General features: G+C 67.5%; 14 protein-coding genes and 1 riboswitch. Of the genes, 8 read left to right on the top strand and 6 right to left on the bottom strand.

Going from position 1 to position 20,011, the window contains the following annotated elements; all coding sequences use genetic code 11:
- The first annotated feature begins 356 nt into the window (after positions 1 to 356).
- Positions 357 to 593, top strand: a riboswitch (cobalamin riboswitch).
- 214 nt (positions 594 to 807) lie between these two features.
- The 4 genes from btuB to CKO23_RS10895 all read left to right on the top strand — a co-directional run bounded on the left by btuB (position 808) and on the right by CKO23_RS10895 (position 5,251).
- Complete coding sequence (gene btuB / locus CKO23_RS10910; RefSeq protein ID WP_200330941.1) at positions 808 to 2,685, top strand: TonB-dependent vitamin B12 receptor; 1,878 nt, start codon at positions 808 to 810, stop codon at positions 2,683 to 2,685.
- Positions 2,686 to 2,836: 151 nt separating this feature from the next.
- Positions 2,837 to 3,892: a nicotinate-nucleotide--dimethylbenzimidazole phosphoribosyltransferase gene (gene cobT / locus CKO23_RS10905; RefSeq protein WP_200330939.1), complete on the top strand. Its 1,056-nt coding sequence runs from the start codon at positions 2,837 to 2,839 to the stop codon at positions 3,890 to 3,892.
- Positions 3,893 to 3,896: 4 nt separating this feature from the next.
- The gene (locus CKO23_RS10900; protein ID WP_200330937.1) at positions 3,897 to 4,478 is read left to right on the top strand and encodes a histidine phosphatase family protein; all 582 of its coding nucleotides are present in this window, start codon (positions 3,897 to 3,899) and stop codon (positions 4,476 to 4,478) included.
- A gap of 32 nt (positions 4,479 to 4,510) precedes the next feature.
- Positions 4,511 to 5,251: an adenosylcobinamide-GDP ribazoletransferase gene (locus CKO23_RS10895; protein ID WP_200330935.1), complete on the top strand. Its 741-nt coding sequence runs from the start codon at positions 4,511 to 4,513 to the stop codon at positions 5,249 to 5,251.
- Here the strand turns inward: CKO23_RS10895 and CKO23_RS10890 are convergent.
- On the bottom strand, positions 5,225 to 7,573 hold the full coding sequence (locus tag CKO23_RS10890; protein ID WP_346014596.1) for a DNA internalization-related competence protein ComEC/Rec2: 2,349 nt from the start codon (positions 7,571 to 7,573) through the stop codon (positions 5,225 to 5,227). The two genes, CKO23_RS10895 and CKO23_RS10890, sit on opposite strands and share 27 nt — an antisense overlap.
- A gap of 187 nt (positions 7,574 to 7,760) precedes the next feature.
- Here CKO23_RS10890 and CKO23_RS10885 point away from each other — a divergent pair, with 187 nt between their 5' ends.
- Positions 7,761 to 8,291 (top strand): DUF2062 domain-containing protein, encoded by a 531-nt coding sequence (locus CKO23_RS10885; RefSeq protein WP_207168514.1) that lies wholly within the window; start codon positions 7,761 to 7,763, stop codon positions 8,289 to 8,291.
- On the opposite strand, the gene CKO23_RS10880 is transcribed toward CKO23_RS10885, so the two are convergent.
- The gene (locus tag CKO23_RS10880; protein ID WP_200330931.1) at positions 8,234 to 8,944 is read right to left on the bottom strand and encodes an ABC transporter ATP-binding protein; all 711 of its coding nucleotides are present in this window, start codon (positions 8,942 to 8,944) and stop codon (positions 8,234 to 8,236) included. The genes CKO23_RS10885 and CKO23_RS10880 overlap by 58 nt on opposite strands.
- Positions 8,937 to 10,184: a lipoprotein-releasing ABC transporter permease subunit gene (locus CKO23_RS10875; protein ID WP_200330929.1), complete on the bottom strand. Its 1,248-nt coding sequence runs from the start codon at positions 10,182 to 10,184 to the stop codon at positions 8,937 to 8,939. Before CKO23_RS10875 ends, CKO23_RS10880 begins: the two co-directional genes overlap by 8 nt.
- 189 nt (positions 10,185 to 10,373) lie before the next feature.
- Between CKO23_RS10875 and budA the strand changes: the two genes are divergently transcribed.
- From budA to CKO23_RS26560, 3 genes are all read left to right on the top strand, one after another.
- Positions 10,374 to 11,333: an acetolactate decarboxylase gene (budA, locus tag CKO23_RS10865; protein WP_242482357.1), complete on the top strand. Its 960-nt coding sequence runs from the start codon at positions 10,374 to 10,376 to the stop codon at positions 11,331 to 11,333.
- Between the two features lie 312 nt (positions 11,334 to 11,645).
- Positions 11,646 to 13,007, top strand: a complete 1,362-nt coding sequence (locus tag CKO23_RS10860) for a TrpB-like pyridoxal phosphate-dependent enzyme (protein ID WP_200330927.1) — start codon at positions 11,646 to 11,648, stop codon at positions 13,005 to 13,007.
- A 191-nt stretch (positions 13,008 to 13,198) separates the two neighbouring features.
- A complete protein-coding gene (locus CKO23_RS26560) occupies positions 13,199 to 14,014 on the top strand; it encodes a LysM peptidoglycan-binding domain-containing protein (protein WP_200330925.1) in 816 nt (271 codons plus the stop codon).
- Between the two features lie 260 nt (positions 14,015 to 14,274).
- Here CKO23_RS26560 and CKO23_RS10850 read toward each other — a convergent pair whose 3' ends face one another.
- The 3 genes from CKO23_RS10850 to parE form a co-directional block, all read right to left on the bottom strand.
- Entirely contained in the window at positions 14,275 to 16,566 is a 2,292-nt protein-coding gene (locus CKO23_RS10850) for a 2OG-Fe(II) oxygenase (RefSeq protein ID WP_200330923.1), read from the bottom strand.
- Positions 16,567 to 16,695: 129 nt separating this feature from the next.
- Positions 16,696 to 17,814 carry an FIST signal transduction protein gene (locus CKO23_RS10845; protein ID WP_200330921.1) on the bottom strand — a complete coding sequence of 373 codons (1,119 nt, stop codon included), beginning with the start codon at positions 17,812 to 17,814 and terminating at the stop codon, positions 16,696 to 16,698.
- 180 nt (positions 17,815 to 17,994) lie between these two features.
- Entirely contained in the window at positions 17,995 to 19,881 is a 1,887-nt protein-coding gene (parE, locus tag CKO23_RS10840) for a DNA topoisomerase IV subunit B (RefSeq protein WP_200330919.1), read from the bottom strand.
- Between the last annotated feature and the right edge of the window lie 130 nt (positions 19,882 to 20,011).

The raw sequence follows: 20,011 nt of genomic DNA, 5'->3' as shown, positions 1-20,011 counted from the left end.
GCATGCCCATCATCCCAGCTCGGCGTCTTGCAAGATGGGCACGTCCGTCTGGCGTCGAGGCAGGGCTCGAGTTCGGAGCGCGGACTTTGCCCATCCTACCGATCTGCCCTCGACGCCGAGCCGCGCGCTCGGCGCTCAACGCTCGGCGCTCAACGCTCAATGCTCAACGCTCAATGCTCAACGCACGCCCGACCGGGGTCTCCCGGTCGGGCGTTTTCGTCGCTGCCTGGCTCCGGGGCGTCCGCGGCCGAAGACGCTCCGTCCGCGGCCAGCAGGCGTGCGGACCCGCTGCTCTACCCGCTCATCGACCCTGCCCAGCTTTGGTCGTTGACCCCGTCATAATAAGCACAGTCTAATAAAGGACTTGATCTTCCGGTGCCGAGTCGAGATCCGTCTCGATTGGGTTAAACGGGAAGCCGGTGTCCGTCCCCTTGGGTTCGTCCCCTTGGGATCGGAAAGCCGGCGCTGCCCCCGCAACGGTAGGCGAGTCAAGACGCGACAAGATGCCACTGTGATCCGTCATGGGAAGGCGTCGCGTCGGGGTTCAGGCCCCGCTCGTGAGCCCGGATACCGGCCGCAAGATCAGAGACCGGCATGGACCGACCGATGACGACACCGGGGTGCCTCACCACCCGGCCGTGCATCAAGGTCTCGCCAGAGGTCTCGCAACCGGGGTCGCGAGGGGCGATCGTCCGCGACGCCCACGGAGCCTCCCGCTTCGATCTCCGCGCTCGCCCAGACGCCTACTCCGACCCCTTCGTGTGTCGATGCGTGCGGGTGCGCGCGGATCACAGCTGGAGTCAATGCATGAAACATCCCCTGATGCTGGCGGCCTGTGCGCTGCCGCTGGCAGGCCCGGCCTTTGCCGAGGAGCCGGTCACAGCCCTCGAACCCGTGGTCGTCACCGCCACGCGGACCCCAGAAACCCAGACCTTGGCGTCGGTCACCGTCATCGACCGCGCCGAGATCGAGCGCAAGCAGGCGCGCTCCGTGCCGGACCTGCTGCGCGGACTGCCCGGCATTGCCGTCGCCCAGAGTGGCGGCCCGGGCCAGGGCGCCTCCATCTTTCTGCGCGGGACCAACTCGGATCATGTCCTGGTGCTGGTCGACGGCATCAAGATCGGCTCCTCCACGTCGGGACGCGCGCCCTTCGAGGACCTTCCGATCGAGCAGATCGAGCGTATCGAGATCGTCCGCGGTCCGCGCTCCAGCCTCTATGGCTCGGAGGCGATCGGCGGTGTCATCCAGATCTTCACGCGGCGCGGCGGCGGTCCGTTGACACCGAGGCTCAGTGTCGGCGGCGGCAGTCTCGGCACGGCGCAGGTTGCCGCCGGCGTGACCGGAGGCGGCGAACGCGGCTGGTTCAACCTCGGCGCCAATCTCGACCGCACGGACGGGATCAACGCCTGCGATGGCCGCGTCAAACCCTTCGCCGGCTGCGGCGTCGAGCAGCCCGACCGCGACCCCTACCGGAATCTCGGCGTCAGCGCGCGCGCCGGCTATGCCTTCAGCGACGCGGCCAAGCTGGATGTCCATCTGCTGAGCTCGGAGAGCCGCACGGACTTCGACGGATCGGCCTATGCCGGCAACCTCTCGCGCTCGCAGCAGCAGGTGCTGGGCACCAAGGCGACGTTGCAGCCACTCACGCCCTGGACCTTGATCCTGTCCGCCGGTCGCAGCTGGGACAGCTATCGCGCCTTCTTCGACGACCCCGAGACCGACGTGGGCGCGGTCTTCGTCGACAGCTTCGAGACCGAGCGCGACCTGCTGTCGCTGCAGAACGATGTCGCCCTCGGAGAGGCCCATCTGCTCACCCTGGGGCTCGACTATCAGGAGGATCGCGTCGGTGGCACCGTCGACTACAGCGAGCACTCGCGCGACGACCTGGGTGTCTTCGGCGAATATCAGGGCCACTTCGGCCCGACGGACCTCAAGCTCAGCCTGCGCCAGGACGACAACCAGCAGTTCGGCACTCACGCGACGGGCAACGCCGCCGCCGGCTATCGACTCGATGGCGGAACCCAGGTCTCGCTGTCCTACGGCACCGCCTTCAAGGCCCCCTCGTTCAACGACCTCTACTACCCCGACTACGGCAGCCCGGACCTGGAGCCCGAGCAGTCGCGGAGCCTGGAGCTTGGGCTGAATGGGGTTCTGCCGCTGGGAGCGCGCCTCGACGGCACCTGGGATGTCCGGCTCTATGAGACGCAGATCGACGACCTCATCGCCTATGATGCCGCCAGCCGTGCCGCGGCCAACATCCGCGAGGCGCGGATCCGCGGGATCGAGGCCTCCGGCGCGATCCGTTACGCGGACTGGAAGGTCAGCTCGAATCTGACCCTCCTGGATCCAGAGAATCGCTCTTCCGGCGCCAACCAAGGCAACCTCCTGCCGCGTCGTCCGGAGCAGAGCCTCGAGATCGATGTCGAGCGCCAGTTCGCGCGCTGGTCCGCCGGCGCATCGCTCTTCATCGCCGGGCGGCGCTTCGACGACCTGGCCAACACCACGCGGCTCGACAGCTATGCCCTGCTCGACCTGCGGGTCGAGTATGCTGTCAACCCGGCGCTCAAGGTGCAGGCGCGCATCGAGAATACCTTCGACGAAGACTACGAGACCGCCTACCTGTACAACAGACCCGGCCGGTCCTTCTATCTGACGCTGAACTACCAGCCACCGATCGCCGACTAAGACGCATCACGGCGCTAGCGCAGATCCGCGCCCGCGCCGCCCTCCAGGCGCGGGTGCCACGGACACCGAGACCGCGACATCGAATGAATCCGCAACACGCTGACGTCGACCAACCCGGGCGCGTCGGCAACAAGACCGCTGGAGCCTTATCATGAGTACCACTCTCGGCTGGGTCCAAGACCCCTGCCTTCCCATCGACACCACGGCGACCGAGGCGGCGCGCCGCCGCCAGGATCAGCTCACCAAGCCACAAGGCTCGCTCGGCCGACTCGAGGAGATGGCCATCCGGCTCGCCGGAATGCAGGGAACCGCGACCCCATCGGTCGACCCCGTGCAGATCCTCCAGTTCGTCTCCGACCACGGGGTGGCCGCCGAGGGCGTCTCGCTCTTCCCCCAGGAAGTGACCATTCAGATGCTCCACAACATCGCCCGCGGCGGCGCGGCGGTCTCCGTCATGGCGAAAGCGATCGAGGCGCGCATGGAGATCTTCGACCTCGGCATCGCGACGGACCCAGGTCCGGTCGATGGGGTCATTTCAGCGCGACTCGGCGCGGGGACAGGCAACATCGCCCGCGAGCCGGCCATGACCCAGGAGCAGCTGGCGGCCGCGCTGAACCTGGGACGCGCGGCGGTCGAGCGGGCCATCGACAATGGCGCCAGACTCATCATCTGTGGCGAGATGGGCATCGGCAATACCACACCGGCCACCGCCCTCTCCTGCGCCCTGCTCGGCATGGAGCCGCAAGACCTGGTTGGACCCGGCACCGGCCTGAATGCGGAGGGTGTCGCCCACAAGGCGGACGTCGTTCGCCAGGCGCTAGCGCTGCACGGCGCGCCCGAGCACTCGCCCCTGGAGCGGCTGCGCCGGCTCGGGGGATTCGACAGCGCGGCCTCGACCGGCGCCTTCATCACCGCGGCGCAGCGCGGGCTGCCCATCCTGGTGGACGGCTTCATCATCAGCTCGGCCGCCCTGGCCGCCGCGCGCATCAACCCGGACGTGCGCCACTGGATGCTGTTCTCGCACAGTTCCGCCGAGCCGGGACACCGGCGTATGATGGAGGCGCTCGACGGCAACCCCTATCTCGACCTGGGGTTGCGTCTCGGCGAGGCCACTGGCGCGGCCGCGGTCGTCCCACTGCTGCGACTCGCCTGCACCATCCATCAGAACATGGCGACCTTCAGCGAAGCAGGCGTCAGCGAGGCATGATCAGGTGACAGACCGCTATCTGGATCTAGTGCGACACGGAGAGGTCGAGGGCGGCCCCTGCTTCCGCGGTCGTTCCGACGATCCGCTGAGCGGTCTTGGCTGGGCACAGATGTCCCAGGCGGTGGCGGACGCGCCGACCTGGACCCACATCATCAGCTCGCCCCTGAAGCGCTGCGCAGACTTCGCCGAGCGCTTCGCGGAGACCTACAAGCTGCCGCTCGAGCGCATGGACGCGCTGCGCGAGCGCGACTTCGGCGCCTGGGACGGCGTGCCCACGCATGAGATCCCGCCCGATGATCTCAGCCGTTTCTGGGAAGCCCCAGCCGAGTTCAACCCGCCGGAGGCCGAGACCTTCACGGACTTCCGCGCGCGCGTGCTGGAGGGCTGGCATCAGATTCTGCGGCGCCCGGACCCGCATACCCTCGTCATCACCCATGGCGGCGTCATCCGCACGATTCTCACGGACCTGCTCATGATGCCGCCCTCGGCACTGCTGCTGATCGAGGTGCCCTACGCCTGCCGCACCCGCATCCGCGCGCCAGAGCCACCCGGCCGGCCCAGCCTCGTCTTCCATCGAGGCAACTGAGTGACGCCAACCGCGTGAGCCTCCGAAACCGCGTGAGCCCGCGACCACTCTGGATTGCCGGACGTTTTCTCAGCCGCCTGCCCTTCCCCGATCACGGCGAGACCACGCCGGTCGAGACCGGCCTGTCGGTTCCCTGGTATCCCTTCATCGGGCTCCTCATGGGGCTCCTCGCCGCCCTGACGGCGGTCGGCGCCCTCGCCCTCGCCCCGCAGATCGCCGCCACCCTGACGCTCATCGTCTGGGTCTGGTCCACCGGCGCGCTGCACATGGACGGACTCGCGGACAGCGCGGACGCCTGGATCGGCGGCCTGGGCAGCCGCGAGCGCACGCTGGAGATCATGAAGGATCCGCGCAGCGGTCCCGCGGCGGTGACCCTGCTCGGGCTGGTGCTCATCGCCAAGTGGTCCGGCCTGCAAGCCTTGATCGCCGCCGGCTCGCCCTGGCTGTTGCTCGCCGTGCCGATGCTGGGGCGCGTGCAACTGCTCCTGATCCTCCTGACCACGCCCTATGCACGTCAAGAGGGCATGGCGGCGGCCCAGTCGCGCCAGCTGCCTCGGCGGGCGACCTGGCTCGCGATCCTCGCCGCCTTCGGCGCCACCCTGCTCGCCGCCGGCTGGACAGGGGTGATCCTCATCGCCGCGACTCTGGTCCTGTTCGCCCTTGCGCGAGGCCGCATGATGGCGCGCATCGCCGGTTTTACCGGGGACACCGCCGGAGCCCTGGTCGAGCTGACCGAGACCCTCTTGCTACTCATCTGCGCCAGCCTGGTCTAGCCGCCAGCTGGGACTGGGTCGATGAGTCCAAAGCCGAGGGTGCTCCTCGCGCCATCCGATCGGCCCCGCCATGAGGCCGGAGGCACCCATCTCCAGACGAATGGCCCCCGCGGACGCCGTATCCATCAACTGCGCGCCAGAGGCGCGCACGCGAGTCACGACCTCCGCCGCGGGGAAACCAAAGGCATTGGCGTAACCCGAGGACACCAGCACCCAGCGGGGCGAGACGGCCTCGAGCAGCGCGGCCGAGGTCGAGGTTCTGCTCCCATGATGCCCGGCGATGAGGACGTCGGCCTTCAGCGTTTTGCCCAGTCTCCCGACCAGGTCCAGCTCGACGCCGCGCTCGGCGTCGCCGGTGACGAGCAGTGAGGCCCCGGCGGTCCGGATCATCAGGACGCATGAGGCATTGTTGCCCGTCGCATCCGCTGCCGACGGATGCAGGAAGCGGAAGGAGACCCCGGCCCAGTCCCAGCCCTCGCCGGCAACACAGCGCTGGACCTGCTGGGGCAGATCCAGCTCACCCGGCTCGCCGCTCTGGATCAGATCGACCTCGAAGGCGTCGAGGAGTCCGGCGGCCCCGCCGGCATGATCGCGGTCGGCATGACTGAGCACCAGCCGCTCCACATGCGCGATGCCGCGGGCACGAAGAAAGGGCGCGACGACCTGGGAGCCGGTCTCGAAACCACTCGGATACCCGGGACCCGCGTCGTACACCAGGGTGCCGCCCGCCGTCTGGACCACCATCGCCAGCCCCTGCCCCACGTCCAGCAGAGTGACCCAGGCCTCGCCCGCGTCCGGCTGAGGCGGTCGAATCCAGAGCAGGGGCAGCAGCAGGATGGCGCCCAGCCAACGCCCCGGAAGACCGCGTGGCGACAACAGCAGCATGACGCCCAGGCCGGCGACGTCCCAGACCCAAGCGGGGCGCTGCGCCAGGGACAAGGCGGCCCACGGCTGATCGGCCACCCAGGTCAGACCCTGCATCGACCCATCGAGCAGCCGCGCCGTCAGCCTCAAGGGCCAATCGAGACCCGGAATCAGACTCAGAAGCGTGCTGACCAGGACCAACGGCAGGAGGACCAGGCTGAAGAGCGGCACGGCCAGCAGATTCACCAGGGGTGCGACCAACGAGGTCTGCGCGAAGAAGAGCGCGACCAAGGGCATCAAACCGATGCCGATGGCCCACTGGGCGCGGCCCCAGCGGGTCCAGAGATCGCGCCTCGGCAGACGCTGCCCGAGATTGAAGAGGAGCACGGCAACGGCGCCGAAGGAGAGCCAGAAGCCGTAGGAGAGCACGGCCCGCGGATCCCAGACGAGGACGCCGACCAGCGCGAGCACCAGCGCCTGATAGGGTCTGAGTGTGCGCCGCCACACGACGGCGCCCAGCACCACGGCGAGCATGATGAGGGCCCGCTGGGTCGAGATGGCGAAACCCGCCAGGGCCGCATAGCCCAAGCCGGCCATCCCCGCGCCAAGCGCGGCGGCGCGCGGCGCGGCCATCAGCGCGACAGTCCGATCGGATAGCGCCCAGACCCGACGCAGGAGGAAAAAACAGGCGGCGGCGATCAGGCCCACGTGCAGGCCGGAGATCGCCATCAGGTGATTGGTGCCAGTGCGCGTCAGCACCGCCCAGGTCGCCCGATCAACGCCCGAGCGCTCACCGATGACCAAGGCCTGGACGAGCCCCGCGGACGGCGAATCCGCGAGCCGATGCGCGAGATGCTCGCCCAGGGTCTGACGCCAGCGCGCCAGCCAATAACCGCCGGCACCCGCGTCGAGGCGCACCATGGCGGCGTGATCGCCAGCCCGAGCGCGACGCGTATAGCCGCTGGCTCGAATCCCCTGCTCGAAGAGCCAGCGCTCGTAGTCGAAGCCGCCAGGATTGGCGTAGCCATGCGCCGGTTTAAGTCGCACCGGCAGACGCCAGCGCTCCCCTGCCCACAGCCGCGGGCAGTCACGGTAGCAGGAGAGTCGGACCAGCCCCGCGAACGACAGCGGCTGGCCATCCGTCTCGGCCCGCTCGACGTCGAACTGAAAGCGAGTTCCCTGCGCGTTGCGGGTCGGGATCGAGGCGATGCGGCCCTCGACGATCAGAGGTGCGCGCGCCAGGGTCTCGGGAAAGGGCGCGGACACGGTGAGCCAGGCGAGCGACTGCGCCCAGCAGGCGCCGAGCACGAGGAATAAGAGCGGACTCAGCCAAGCGAGCCGCCAGGTCAGCAGCCCCGCAACCGCCAGCGAGCCAATGCCGAGCCAACACGGCGGCATCTGCGCGAGCAGATGCACGCCAGCCGCTCCCAGCGCGAAGGCGAGGCCGAGTCTAAGCACCGAGCGCCGCCTCTCCCTCGACTGGCATCAGGCTGCGCGGCGGGCCGCCAGCAGCGGATGTTTCCATTGGGCGTGCCATCCATGACAAAAGTCCACGGCCGCACTCACGTCTGACCTATACTCGCGCCTTCTGGATGGGGCTGAAACCAAGCGAGCTTGTCGCGTGAAAAAATGGCTGAAACGGGTCATGCCAACCCCCAACGCGATTCACGAGAATCGTTGCCTTGGCATCTTCGGCAAGCTGCTGCACGATCCCAACCTCTGGCACCTGAACCGGCACTCGGTTGCCGGGGCCTTCGCCGTCGGGCTCTTCGTGATGTACCTGCCACCGGTCGGGCACGTGCTCATCGCCGGCGGTCTGGCCATCTACCTGCGGGTGAATCTGCCCATCGCCGTCACCCTGGTGTGGATCTCCAATCCGGTCACCATCCCACCCATGTTCTATTTCGCCTATCTGGTGGGCTGCTGGATCCTCGGCATCCCGCCGGCGGGCTTCAAGGTTCACTTCTGGCTGGACTGGCACAATTGGCTTGCCGTGCTCAGCCCCCTGCTGCTGGGCTCCCTCATCTGCGGCACGGTCTGCGCCCTGCTGGGATACGTGACCATTCAGGTGCTCTGGCGCTGGAAGCTGATGCGCCAGATCCGACGCCGCAAGGAGCGTTATCGGGCGATATCGGCATCCCGGCTGAGGACGCCGTCGTCCAACCGCCAGATGTGACCCATGCGGGCGGCCAGCTCGTGATCGTGGGTCACGATCACCAGACTGGTGCCGATCTCGCGATTGAGTTCCAGCATCAGCTCATAGACACCGTTCGCCGTGCCGCGGTCCAGATTGCCCGTCGGCTCGTCCGCCAGTAGACAGGCCGGCCGCGTCACCAGCGCCCGCGCAATGGCCGCGCGCTGACGCTCCCCGCCCGAGAGCTCGCCCGGCTTGTGCGTGCAGCGATGCCCCAGGCCGACGCGCTCCAAGATCGCCGTCGCCTGAATCCTCGCATCGGCTGGGGGTGCCCCACCGATGAGCAAGGGCATGGCCACGTTCTCGAGCGCCGTGAACTCGGGTAGCAGGTGATGGAACTGGTAGACGAAACCCAGGTGGCGGTTGCGCAGCAGACCCAGCTTGGACTCGGACAGACCTCCGACGTCCTCGCCCATCCAGCTCACCTGCCCCGCCGTCGGCCGGTCCAGTCCGCCGATGCAATGCAGCAGCGTGCTCTTGCCCGAGCCCGAGGCACCAACGATAGCGATGCGCGCACCGGGGCGCACACGAAAGCTGACGCGGCGCAGAACCTGCACCTCCTGCGGACCCTGGCGAAAGGTCTTGACCAGGCCGCGCACCTCGATGACCGGCTTGACCTCATCCGTGTCACTCATAGCGCAGCGCCTCCGCCGGCTGGGTCTTGGCCGCGCGCCAGGCCGGATAGAGGGTCGCGAGCACGGACATGAGGAAGGCCCCGCCGCTGATCGAGAGGACGTCCGCGAGATGGACGTCCGAGGGCAGCTTGCTGATGTAGTAGATACTGGGATCCAGGAAGTGAACCCCGAAGAGGCTCTCGATGGCGCCGACCACGGGTTCAACATTGAAGGCCAGCAGCACGCCCAGGACCATGCCGAGAAGGGTCCCGATCAGGCCGATCACCGTCCCCTGGACCATGAAGATCGCCATCACCCGCGCGGGCGAGATCCCCAGGGTGCGCATCACCGCGATGTCCGACTGCTTGTCGGTGACGACCATTACCAGGGTGGAGACGATATTGAAGGCGGCGACCGCGACGATGAGGAAGAGGATGATGCTCATCATCCGTTTCTCCATCGCCAGCGCGCTGAAGAAATTGGCGTGCACCTGCGTCCAGTCGACCAGGCGGTAGACGCCGCCGAGGTCATAGGCGATCTCGCGCGAGAGACGCGGCGCCTCCCACATATCATTGAGCTTGAGCCGCACGCCGGAGACGGCCTCCCCCAGACTCAGCAGCTTGGCTGCGTCGTGCATCTCGATGAAGGCCGCGTTGCGGTCGTAGTCGGCCATGCCCACCGCAAAGATGCCGCTCACGGTGAAGCGCTTGAGCCGCGGCATGATGCCGACCGGGGTCGCGCTGACCTGCGGGGTCACGACCGTGACCTTATCGCCGGGGCCGACCCCCAGATAGGCCGCCAGGTCGCGACCCAGGATGATGTTGAAGGCGCCGTCGACCAGATCGTCGACGGATCCGCTGACCATCTCCTTGCGCAGCTCGGCGACCTGATCCTCTTCCTTGGGGACGATGCCCCGGATCAGCGCGCCGCTGACCTGGGCGCTGTTGACCAGCATCCCCTGCACCTCGACGAAGGGCGCCGCGCCGACCACGTCCTCGTGCGCGCGCACCCGCTCCAGGACCGCGGGCCAGTCTTCCATCCCGCCATAGGGATTGGTCAGGGTCGCATGCGAGGCCATGCTCAGGATGCGCTGCTGAATCTCCTTGTGAAATCCGTTCATGACGGAGAGCACCACGATGAGGGCGACGATCCCCAAGGTGATGCCGACCATCGAGGTCCCGGAGATGAAGGAGATGAAATGGTTGCGGCGCTTCGCGCGCGTGTAGCGCAGGCCGATATAGAGAGGGAGGGGGTGATACATAGGCGCGGCATTAAATCACAAAGTCAGACGGCTTGCGCAACCAGCGCGTGACAATCGCGCGGCACCTCGACAGCTGCCACGCGCGGTGCGGTTCGGAATGAGACAACGGCGTCGCTGGTCAGGTTCGCCCCGCCGGCGCGAGCACCGCGCGTAGAATCCCAGTCTTCGCCCAAATCGATCGAGAGTCCCATGCGCCGCCTGCCCGCCGAATGGGAACCTCAGAGCGGGGTCATGCTCACCTGGCCGCACGCCGACAGCCCCTGGGCCGATCAGCTCGATCGCGTCGAGGCGCTCTACGCCGCGCTCGCGGCCATGAAGTGGCCGCGACGCCGAACCACCACGCCGGAGAAACGCCCCATGCTCAAGCCCCTCCAACAACTCTGCCTGGCCGTCACCCTACCGCTCGCGCTCTGCGCCCAGGCGGCGGAGGACGCGGACACCCTCTACCAGATCTCGACCATCGACGCCCTGCTGGCCGGCGTCTACGACGGCGTCGCCACGGTCGGTGATGCTCTGAAGCATGGCGACTTCGGGCTTGGAACCTTCGAGGCGTTGGATGGCGAGCTCCTCGTCCTCGACGGCATCGTCTATCAGGCCGCGGCCGACGGCCAGGTCCGGGAGATGCCGCCCGAGACCGCCACACCCTTCGTCGCCGTCACCGCGTTCGCGACCGACCTGACCCTGACCCCGCCCGGGCCGCAGGGTTATGGGGCCTTCAAGGACTGGCTGGAGGCAAAGCTCCCGAGTCACAACATCGCCTACGCCATCCGCGTCGACGGGCAGTTCGCCAGTGTCACCTACCGCAGCGTGCCGCGGCAGGAGAAGCCCTACCCGTCCCTGCTGGAGGCATCGAAGCAGCAGCGGGTCTTCCAGCAAACGGAGATCACCGGGACCTTGATCGGTTTCTGGTGCCCGAGCTTCACCAAGGGCGTCAATGTGCCGGGCTTCCATCTGCATTTTCTGTCCGAGGATCATAGCCACGCGGGGCATGTGCTGGACTTCGAGCTGACCGCCGGGAGCGCGCAACTCGACCTGACCAACGGTTGGGACATCCTGCTGCCGATGAATCCAGCCTTCCTCGCGACCGACCTGGGCGAGGACCGCAGCGCCGCGCTGCACAGCGTGGAGCAGCGCAAGTCAGGGCGCTGACCGCGCGACCGCCGCCCGGACGATCTCCGCGCATCAGATGCAGGGCAGGATGGGATACAAGCAGGCGCGCAAACCTGGCACACTTGGCCCGCAATCACGAAGACCAGCGGTCAATCAGGGAGCCCAGGTGATTCCACCGCAGGAATCATCTGATTTCGGACTGGCGGGCGAGCGCCCACCAGCCCCGCCACCGACAGCGATCCCCGATCGCCCCTGGTGGCAGCACAGGCAAGTGCCATCGGAAACGCCGCGCGACGCACGCGCGCTTCCCTTGCCGTGGGCCGCCCATCCATCACTGAGGCCATTGTCAGCATGAGCGACACAGTCAAGTACCTACTCGAAGAGCAACAACTTCCCCGTTTCTGGTACAACATCAACGCGGATCTCCCCACGCCGCTCGACCCGGTCCTGCATCCCGGCACCCAGCAGCCCATCACACCGGACGAGCTCGGCGTCATCTTCCCCCGCGCCGTCATCGAGCAAGAGGTCAGCACCGAGCGCGAGATCGAGATCCCGGAGCCGGTGCGCGACATCCTGCGTCAGTGGCGGCCCTCGCCGCTCTACCGCGCCCGGCGGCTCGAACAGGCGCTGAAGACGCCCGCCAAGATCTTCTACAAGTACGAAGGCGTCAGCCCCGCCGGCAGCCACAAGGCCAATACCGCCATCGCCCAGGCCTTCTACAACAAGGCCGAAGGCGTCAAACGCATCACCACCGAGACCGGCGCCGGCCAGTGGGGCTCGTCGCTCGCCCTGGCCGGGTCCTTCTTCGGGCTGGAGATCCTGGTCTACATGGTCAAGGTCAGCTTCAACCAGAAGCCTTACCGACGGGCCTTCATGGAGACCTTCGGCGCGCAATGCATCGCCAGCCCCAGCGACACCACCGAGTCAGGCCGCGCCATCCTCGCCGAGCACCCGGACAGCACCGGCAGCCTGGGCATCGCCATCAGCGAGGCGGTCGAGCTGGCCGCGCAGCGCGACGACACCAAGTACGCCCTCGGCAGTGTGCTCAATCATGTCCTGCTGCACCAAACCGTCATCGGCCTGGAGGCGCAGAAGCAGATGGAGATGGCCGACGCCTATCCGGACATGGTCATCGGCTGCACCGGCGGTGGCAGCAACTTCGCGGGCATCGCCTTCCCCTACCTCGGCGATCAGCTGCGCGGCGGGCGTGAGGTGGAATGCATCGCCGTCGAGCCCTTGGCCTGCCCAACCCTGACCAAGGGACTCTTCGCCTACGACTTCGGCGACACCGCGCACCTGACCCCCCTGTGCAAGATGTACACCCTGGGCTCGACCTTCGTCCCGCCCGGCTTCCACGCCGGCGGGCTGCGCTACCACGGCATGGCGCCGCAGATCAGCCACTTGGCCAAGCTCGGCTACATTCAGCCGCGCGCCTACAACCAGCTCGAATGCTTCCAGGCCGGCATCCAGTTCGCCAAGTCCGAGGGCATCATCCCCGCGCCCGAGGCAACGCATGCCGTGCGCGCGGCCATCCACGAGGCCGAGAAGTGCCGCGAGTCCGGCCAAGCCAAGACCATCCTCTTCAATCTCAGCGGCCATGGAAACTTCGACATGCAGGCCTATACCGATTATCTCGGCGACAAGCTCAAGGATCTGGAATATGCCGAGAACGAGGTCGCCATGGCGCTCTCCGGGCTGCCTTCCATCGGCTGAGGTCATCGCGGGCCGGGTGATCCGCGCGGCGGCGATCCGGACCAAGGATGCGGGCCAGACCTCGAACGATCGAGTCCGCCGTCGACGACGCACGGCCCATCGCGCCGCGGTTGCCGCTGTCGCGGCTGGGCCGTCGTCTTTCAGGTCAGCGCCCGCGGCCGTCGGCGCGCGCCACACCAGGAGAACCCCGAGTGCACCATCAGCGATCGGCATCGCGCATCAACCGGCTGGCGCTCCTTGCGGTCTTATCCCTGTCCGGCGTGATCGCCTGGCTGCCGGCCTCCGCGCAGTCCGAGCCTGTCACTCAGACAGCCGAGACCCCAGACCCAACACTCGAAACCCTGGATCAGCTGCACAAGCAGCTGCAGGAGCTGCGCCAGCGCGTGCGCGGCATGGATGGCAAGCTCAAGGACTCCGCCCGCGCGCGCAAGGCCGCGGATCAGGCGCGCATGGAGGCAGAGCGCCGCCTGGCCGAGGGCACCCAGGCGCTCGAGGGAGTGCGCAGCCGACTGGAGGAGCTCCAGTCGACCCAAGCGGCCATGGAGCAACAGCTCTCGGATCAGCAGGGAGTGATCGACCGGCTCGCCATGGAACTCGCCTCGGAGCGGGACAAGAGCCAAGACCTCACGCGTGAGCTGGACAGCCTGCGCGAGCAGTTGCCCGAGGCGGAAGGAGGCGCGCTCACGGCCGACGCGGCGCGCGAGGCCGCGACCGCCGCCTTCGTCGCCCTACAAGACCAGATGGAGCGCTCGGGGTCCGACAGGAATGCGGACAGGGTCCAGTCCATCGCCGATGCCGAGGCGCAGCTGCACCGCATGCAGCTCAAGCTGGCACGCGTGCTCAATGCCCGCAGCGTCTACAACGTCCGCCCCAAGGATAGCCTGGCCCTGATCAGCAACCGCTTCTACGGGACGAGCGCGGAATGGCGCACCCTGTTCGCGGCGAACCGCCATGTCTTGAGCAACCCGGATCAATTGGCGCCGGGCATGACCTTGATCATTCCCTGAGCCGAGCGCGTTCTGGCTCGCGGCAGCTCTGATGGTTATAGCGCGGCGAGACCCCTCATTCCCGCTCCGACAGTTCGGCGTCGATCATCAGTTCAGCCGCTGGGCGATCGAGCACGGGACGCAGAGCGTCCGGCCGTGCTCCCACGCTGGAGCGTGGGAGCCAGCATGAACTGCGTAGGGGGGATGCCCGACAGGGCGATCCGCCATGCCAAGGTGGATACCAAATGGTGGAACCGCTTCGCGTTCCGCCCCCCGCGGGCTCATTGGCCTCGACCGAGCCGCTCGCGATCGGTCAGATCCTGCTCGCGCTGGCGCAAGCGTCGCTCATAGCTCGCCTGATTTTTGGTGCAGACCAGCGTATAGGGTCGGCCACGCGTCTCGGTGGCGAGGTCCAAATCGCAGCGGTTGGCGCGCACGCTCTGCTCAAGGTGTTTGCGCTGCGGCTCGTTGGCCTTGAAGCGCCAGACGGGCTCCGTCGGCGAGGCGAGGAAGACCGTCAGCTGAGCACAGTCGCGACAGCTGCAGCGGACCTGGGCCGGACGCGCCCAATCCGCCGGCGGAGCGAGCGGCTCCGCGAGGCGCCGATCCAGGTGGTCGAGCAGCGCTCGGCGCAGCCGACTCACCGCGGCAGCTTCACCCTTCGCCGCGTCCTTCGCCGACAGGGCATCCAGCGCGGTCAGCGCGGGGAGGATGACGCTGTCCATGGCGTAGGCATGGGGCCAGGACAGACAGTGCTCGACGGCCCGCTCGGCCAGTGCCGAGTCGATGCGCTCCAGGCCCACCAGGGCGTAGATCACCAGTTCCGGGGTTGGCCGCTGGGCGCTGTCTCTGACGGCCGCGCCCTCGGACAGGGTCGGCAAGGCCGCCAGCAGGGCGAGCGCGGGGGTGCGCAAGGTCGCTGATACATCGGCCAGGCGCTCCGTGCAGAGCGCGAGCAGGCCCGCGCAGGCCGCCGGCTGCCGCGCGGTGTTGTTGGCGATCACGCCGGTCAGCAGGTCGGCCGCCTGGTCCGCTGGCAGCGCGCGGAGGGCCGCGGCGATCGTCGGGTTGTCGGCGGCGCTATAGGCGCCTGTCACGCCATTGGTCGCGATGAAGGCGGCCGCCGCCCGCATTTCGCCAAGCAGCGTGAGGGCGTCGAGCAGGGCCGCACCCTGTCCGCTCCGACTCGCCTGCTGGCGCTGCCAGTCCTGCTCGGGCCAGCGATCGCGGATCCGCATGGCAAGCGCCCGCGCCTCCTGCCAGAGTGCGTCGTCCGGCGCGCCTCCCGCCTGCTGCCATTGGGCCACCAGGGCGGAGAGGAAGGGCAGGCTCACGGACAAGCCGCCCTTGGCCAGAACCGCGCTTCGCTCGCCGCGTGGCCAGAGCACGAGCGCGGCCCGCTGATAGAGGCGCTCGAAGGAGACACCGGCGTTGCCGGTCGCCTCCTCGAAATCCGGCTCCGTGTCTTCGAGATCGGCGAAGGCGTCTGGCGGACAGACCTCCTCGTCGGTGAAGGACAACGCGCCCATGTCGGACAGGGCACCGTCCGGGCGGCGCCAATGCCAGACCTCCTGGCTCGTTTCCTCGACTTCACCGATCTCGTAGCGCGCCTCGTCATCGTCCCAGTAGCGGCCACCGCCGCCGTACTCGGCCCAGCCGGTCTCGCGAATGGTCACCAGCGCCAGGTGCAGGTCGCACTCCGCCTCGCGCGCGGCCCCATGAAGGACACCGGCCACCGCCGCGTCCGCGCCCTTGAGCGTGGAGAAGCTCAGCTCGGCCTCGGTGTAGCTGTGCTCCAGCGGGTAAATGAGCTTGAGCGGCTCGGTGTGCTTGAGCGGAAGGACCTCGGTCGCGGCGACCGCCCCCCAGTGCCGCAGCAGCTCGGCGACGGCCTGCTGCTCCGCGTCGTGGTCGGGCGCCACGGGCAGTGGCTCGCCGTCGGGCCGCAGGAGGTTGTAGACGAGCGCCAGCCGGCAGCCCGCCTCGATCGGCAGCACTTCGTGACGACAGTCCGCGTAGAAGGCGGCATAGGCGACCTCGGAAGGTTCGCTGCGGCGTAGATCCAGCGCGACCTCGTGCCCCTTGTGCCGGATGATCAGCTCTCCACCGCTGTACTCGGACGGCAGTACCAGCACCAGGGTCGCGAACATGCCGGGCGCCTTCTCGGTATCGCGATGGCTGACGAAGAAACTGCCGGTGTCATAGACCAGCAGTTTGTAGAGTTCGGCCGCGACCTGACCCTTGACACCCAGACCGGCGCTCACTTCCGCGATGATCTGTGCCAGGTCATCCGCCCAGCGCCGGCCCTCCAGACGCACCCTCGCCCCATCGATCTGCCAAGTCCGGCGCACCTCGGTGTCCACCAGTGTCTCGCTGCCCCGGCCGTAGGGTGCCTGCTCCGCGATCGCGATCAACTGCTCGGCCTGCACGGGCAACAGCGGCAACGCCAGGGTTCCGACCCCGTCCACGATCAAGCGCGGCGGATGGATGTCGAGGGTGCCGGTGGCGTAGAAATCACCCGGGCGCTGGACGCGGGACAAGACTTGGGCAAGGTCTTCTTGAAGATTCAGCATTGCTGTGACTCGCGTGAAGTCGATTTCGGAAGGCGCCAGGCCAAGGTCGATGGCCGCCCAGGGGCTGGACCGGCAGCCGCGGCGCCCGGATACGCAGGATCAGGGCGGGATGGGAGCCGCCTCGCCCGATCAGGTGAAGAGTGTCAGGACACCGGTATAGCCATAGATCCGATCCTGGGAGATCTCGCCGTTGGCATAGAAGCCCACCAGGGGGAAATCGCCGAGTCGCGCCTGGATGCGCTTGAGTTCCGCCGAGTCGGGGCCGAAGAGGTTGACGCCGCGCCCCATGCAGGAGACGTAGACCCCGCCGCGTGGCGGCCCAGACAGCCGGCGTTCGAGCGCGGCCAGCATCCGATCCAGGTCCTCCAGCGCCGTCTCTGCGTCACGGCGACAGAAGACCAGCTGCTGGCCGGATTCGACCAGCTCCCCGATGGCCAGAAGCCCATGGTTGGGATCGATGCCGACCAGGTTGCGCACGATGTAGTCGCCCGTGTCCGACCCGCGAATGGGGAGGCCGGCAAAGAGCTGTCCGCCGAGCTGGCCGAGATCGCTGGCCAGCTCCTCGCCAATCTCTTCCTTGAAGACATCGAAGGCGGAACGGTCGTCGATCGCGATGAGGATGTTGCGCTGACAATCCGTGATGACGTGCGTCGGTCCGATGGGCGAGCAGCCCTGCGTCAAGGCCGTCGTCACACCCACGGCTTCAGTGAAGAACACGCCGGAGAGCGGATCGCTCAGGATCTCGTTGGCAATCCCGTGCATTGTGGTCCGCGCGCTCGCAAGACCGCCAACGAGGAAGCCGGTCGAGAGGCCGCTCGCAAGCGCCTGGACCAGCTCCTCGATGTCGGCCTTGGAAGGATCGCCGTGCACCAGCCCCAGAAAGGGCTGGTGGTCACTGAGCCAATCGCCGTGGATGGCATCGAACCGCGCCATGTCGCCATCCGGCACGCTGACGACACGGAAGGCGTCCGTGGGCAGCTCGGCCAGCATGACAGCGACCGCGGGCTGGTCGTAATACTCCGCGCCCGTGGCGCAGATACCGACCCCGATGGTACCGACCCACTGCTCGACGCCCGTGGAGGCGCGCAGGAGCCCCAGCAGCGCCTCGAGATCCGGGGCAAGGACATCGGTGACATAGAGGAGCCCCAATGTCGCCTGGTTCGGGATTGCGCCGATCTGTGAGAGACAGGCGACCGCGGCCTCCCTCCAGTCGCTTCCCGCCGCATGGCCATATCGGAATTGGGACATCGTGATTCGCTCCGGTTTTCAACTGCAAGCGGCCGAGCGTTGATCGGCCGGGATCGAGACGGCTTGCTGCCTTTCTTGGCGCCCTTCTTTCCTGGTGCCCTTCGCCACAGCGCCTGATCGACGGACCGCACCTCAGGGCGGCTTGGACGAAGACAGAGGCGCCAGACGCGTTCGGGTGCCTCACACCTCCGCGAGATCGCCCTTCTCCTGCAGCCAGCTGCGACGATCCGCCGCGCGCTTCTTCGCCAGCAGCATATCCAACACGTTATCGCTGTGATCGTCCGGGTCAACCGTTAGCTGAACCAAACGCCGGGTATCCGGATGAATGGTCGTCTCGCGCAACTGCGCGGGGTTCATCTCGCCCAGCCCCTTGAAGCGCTGGACGTTGACCTTGCCCTTGATCTTCTCGGCCTCGATGCGGTCGAGGATGCCGCGCTTCTCGTCGTCGTCCAGGGCATAGTAGACCTGTTTGCCGACGTCGATCCGATAGAGCGGCGGCATGGCGACATACACATGACCTTCGGCGACCAGCTTGCGAAAGTGCCTGAGGAAGAGCGCGCACAGCAGGGTCGCGATGTGGGCGCCGTCCGAGTCCGCGTCCGCCAGGATGCAGATCTTGCCGAAGCGCAGCCGGCTGAGATCATCGTTGCCGGGGTCGACACCGATGGCGACGGCGATGTCATGGACCTCCTGAGAGCCCAGCACCTCGGCGGGGTCGACCTCCCAGGTGTTGAGGATCTTGCCGCGCAGCGGGAGGATCGCCTGAAACTCGCGATCGCGCGCCTGCTTGGCGGAACCGCCGGCGGAGTCGCCCTCCACCAGGAAGAGCTCGCCGCGCTCAGGGTCCGTGGAGGTACAGTCGGCGAGCTTGCCGGGCAGGGCCGGCCCCTGGGTGACCTTCTTGCGGGTCACGGTGCGCCCGGCGCGCAGCCGCGCCTGGGCGGCGCCGATGGCGAGCTCGGCGATGCGCTCGCCCTCCCCGACGTGCTGGTTGAGCCAGAGGCTGAAGGCGTCCTTGACCACCCCGGAGACGAAGGCGGCGCATTCGCGCGACGACAGCCGCTCCTTGGTCTGGCCGGAGAACTGCGGATCCAGCAGCTTCACCGAGAGGATGTAGCTCAACCGGCCCCAGATGTCTTCGGGCGCCAGCTTGACCCCGCGCGGCAGCAGATTGCGAAACTCGCAGAACTCGCGCACCGCCTCGGTCAAACCCGTGCGCAGACCATTGACATGGGTGCCGCCCTGCACGGTGGGAATGAGATTGACATAGCTCTCGGCGATGGGCTCGCCGCCCTCGGGCAGCCAGGCAAGCGCCCAGCTGGCGGTCTCGTTCTTCCCCTCCATGTCGCCGACGAAGGGCGCCGAGGGCAGGATCTCAGCGCCGCCGAGCGCCTGAGCCAGATAGTCTTTCAGGCCCTCCTGATAGCACCAGATGTTCTCCTCGCCGCTGTTCTCGTCGCGAAACCGCACCTCGAGACCCGGGCAGAGCACCGCCTTGGCACGCAGTAGATGCATCAGCGGACGGATCGCGAACTTGGGCGTATCGAAATACTTGGGGTTCGGCCAGAAGCGCAGTCTGGTCCCCGTGTTGTTGCGCCCGACCGTGCCGACGGCGTCGAGGTTGGAGACCTTGTTGCCGTCCTTGAAGGCCATGTTGTGCTCGCGCCCGCCGCGCTTGACCCAGACCTCCAGGTGGCGCGAGAGCGCGTTGACCACGGAGACGCCGACGCCGTGCAGACCGCCGGAGAAGCGGTAATTGTCCGAATTGAACTTGCCGCCCGCATGCAGCTTGGTCAGGATGACCTCGACGCCGGGCAGCCCCTCCTGCGGGTGGATATCGACCGGCATGCCACGGCCGTCATCGGTGACCTCGAGCGAGCCGTCGGCATAGACCACGACCTCGATGCGTCTGGCATGCCCGGCGAGCGCCTCATCGACGCTGTTGTCGATGACCTCCTGCGCGAGATGATTGGGCCTGGTCGTGTCCGTATACATCCCAGGGCGTTTGCGCACGGGGTCGAGGCCCATCAGGACCTCGATGGCTGAAGCATCGTAATTGCCGGTCATGGCGATCGGGTTGTTCCTTGCGTGAAAGACGGATGAAGGGGCTGCGGATAGCCATGCACAGGGTGCTGGTTTGACCGCTTAACCGACCTACGGTACCGTACCTCTAAAGCCTGATTCAAACTCTATGAAA

Origin of the sequence: Thiocystis violacea (assembly GCF_016583565.1) — a bacterium.
Classification (GTDB): domain Bacteria; phylum Pseudomonadota; class Gammaproteobacteria; order Chromatiales; family Chromatiaceae; genus Thiorhodococcus; species Thiorhodococcus violaceus_A.
This window is presented reverse-complemented; position numbering and strand designations above follow the sequence as displayed.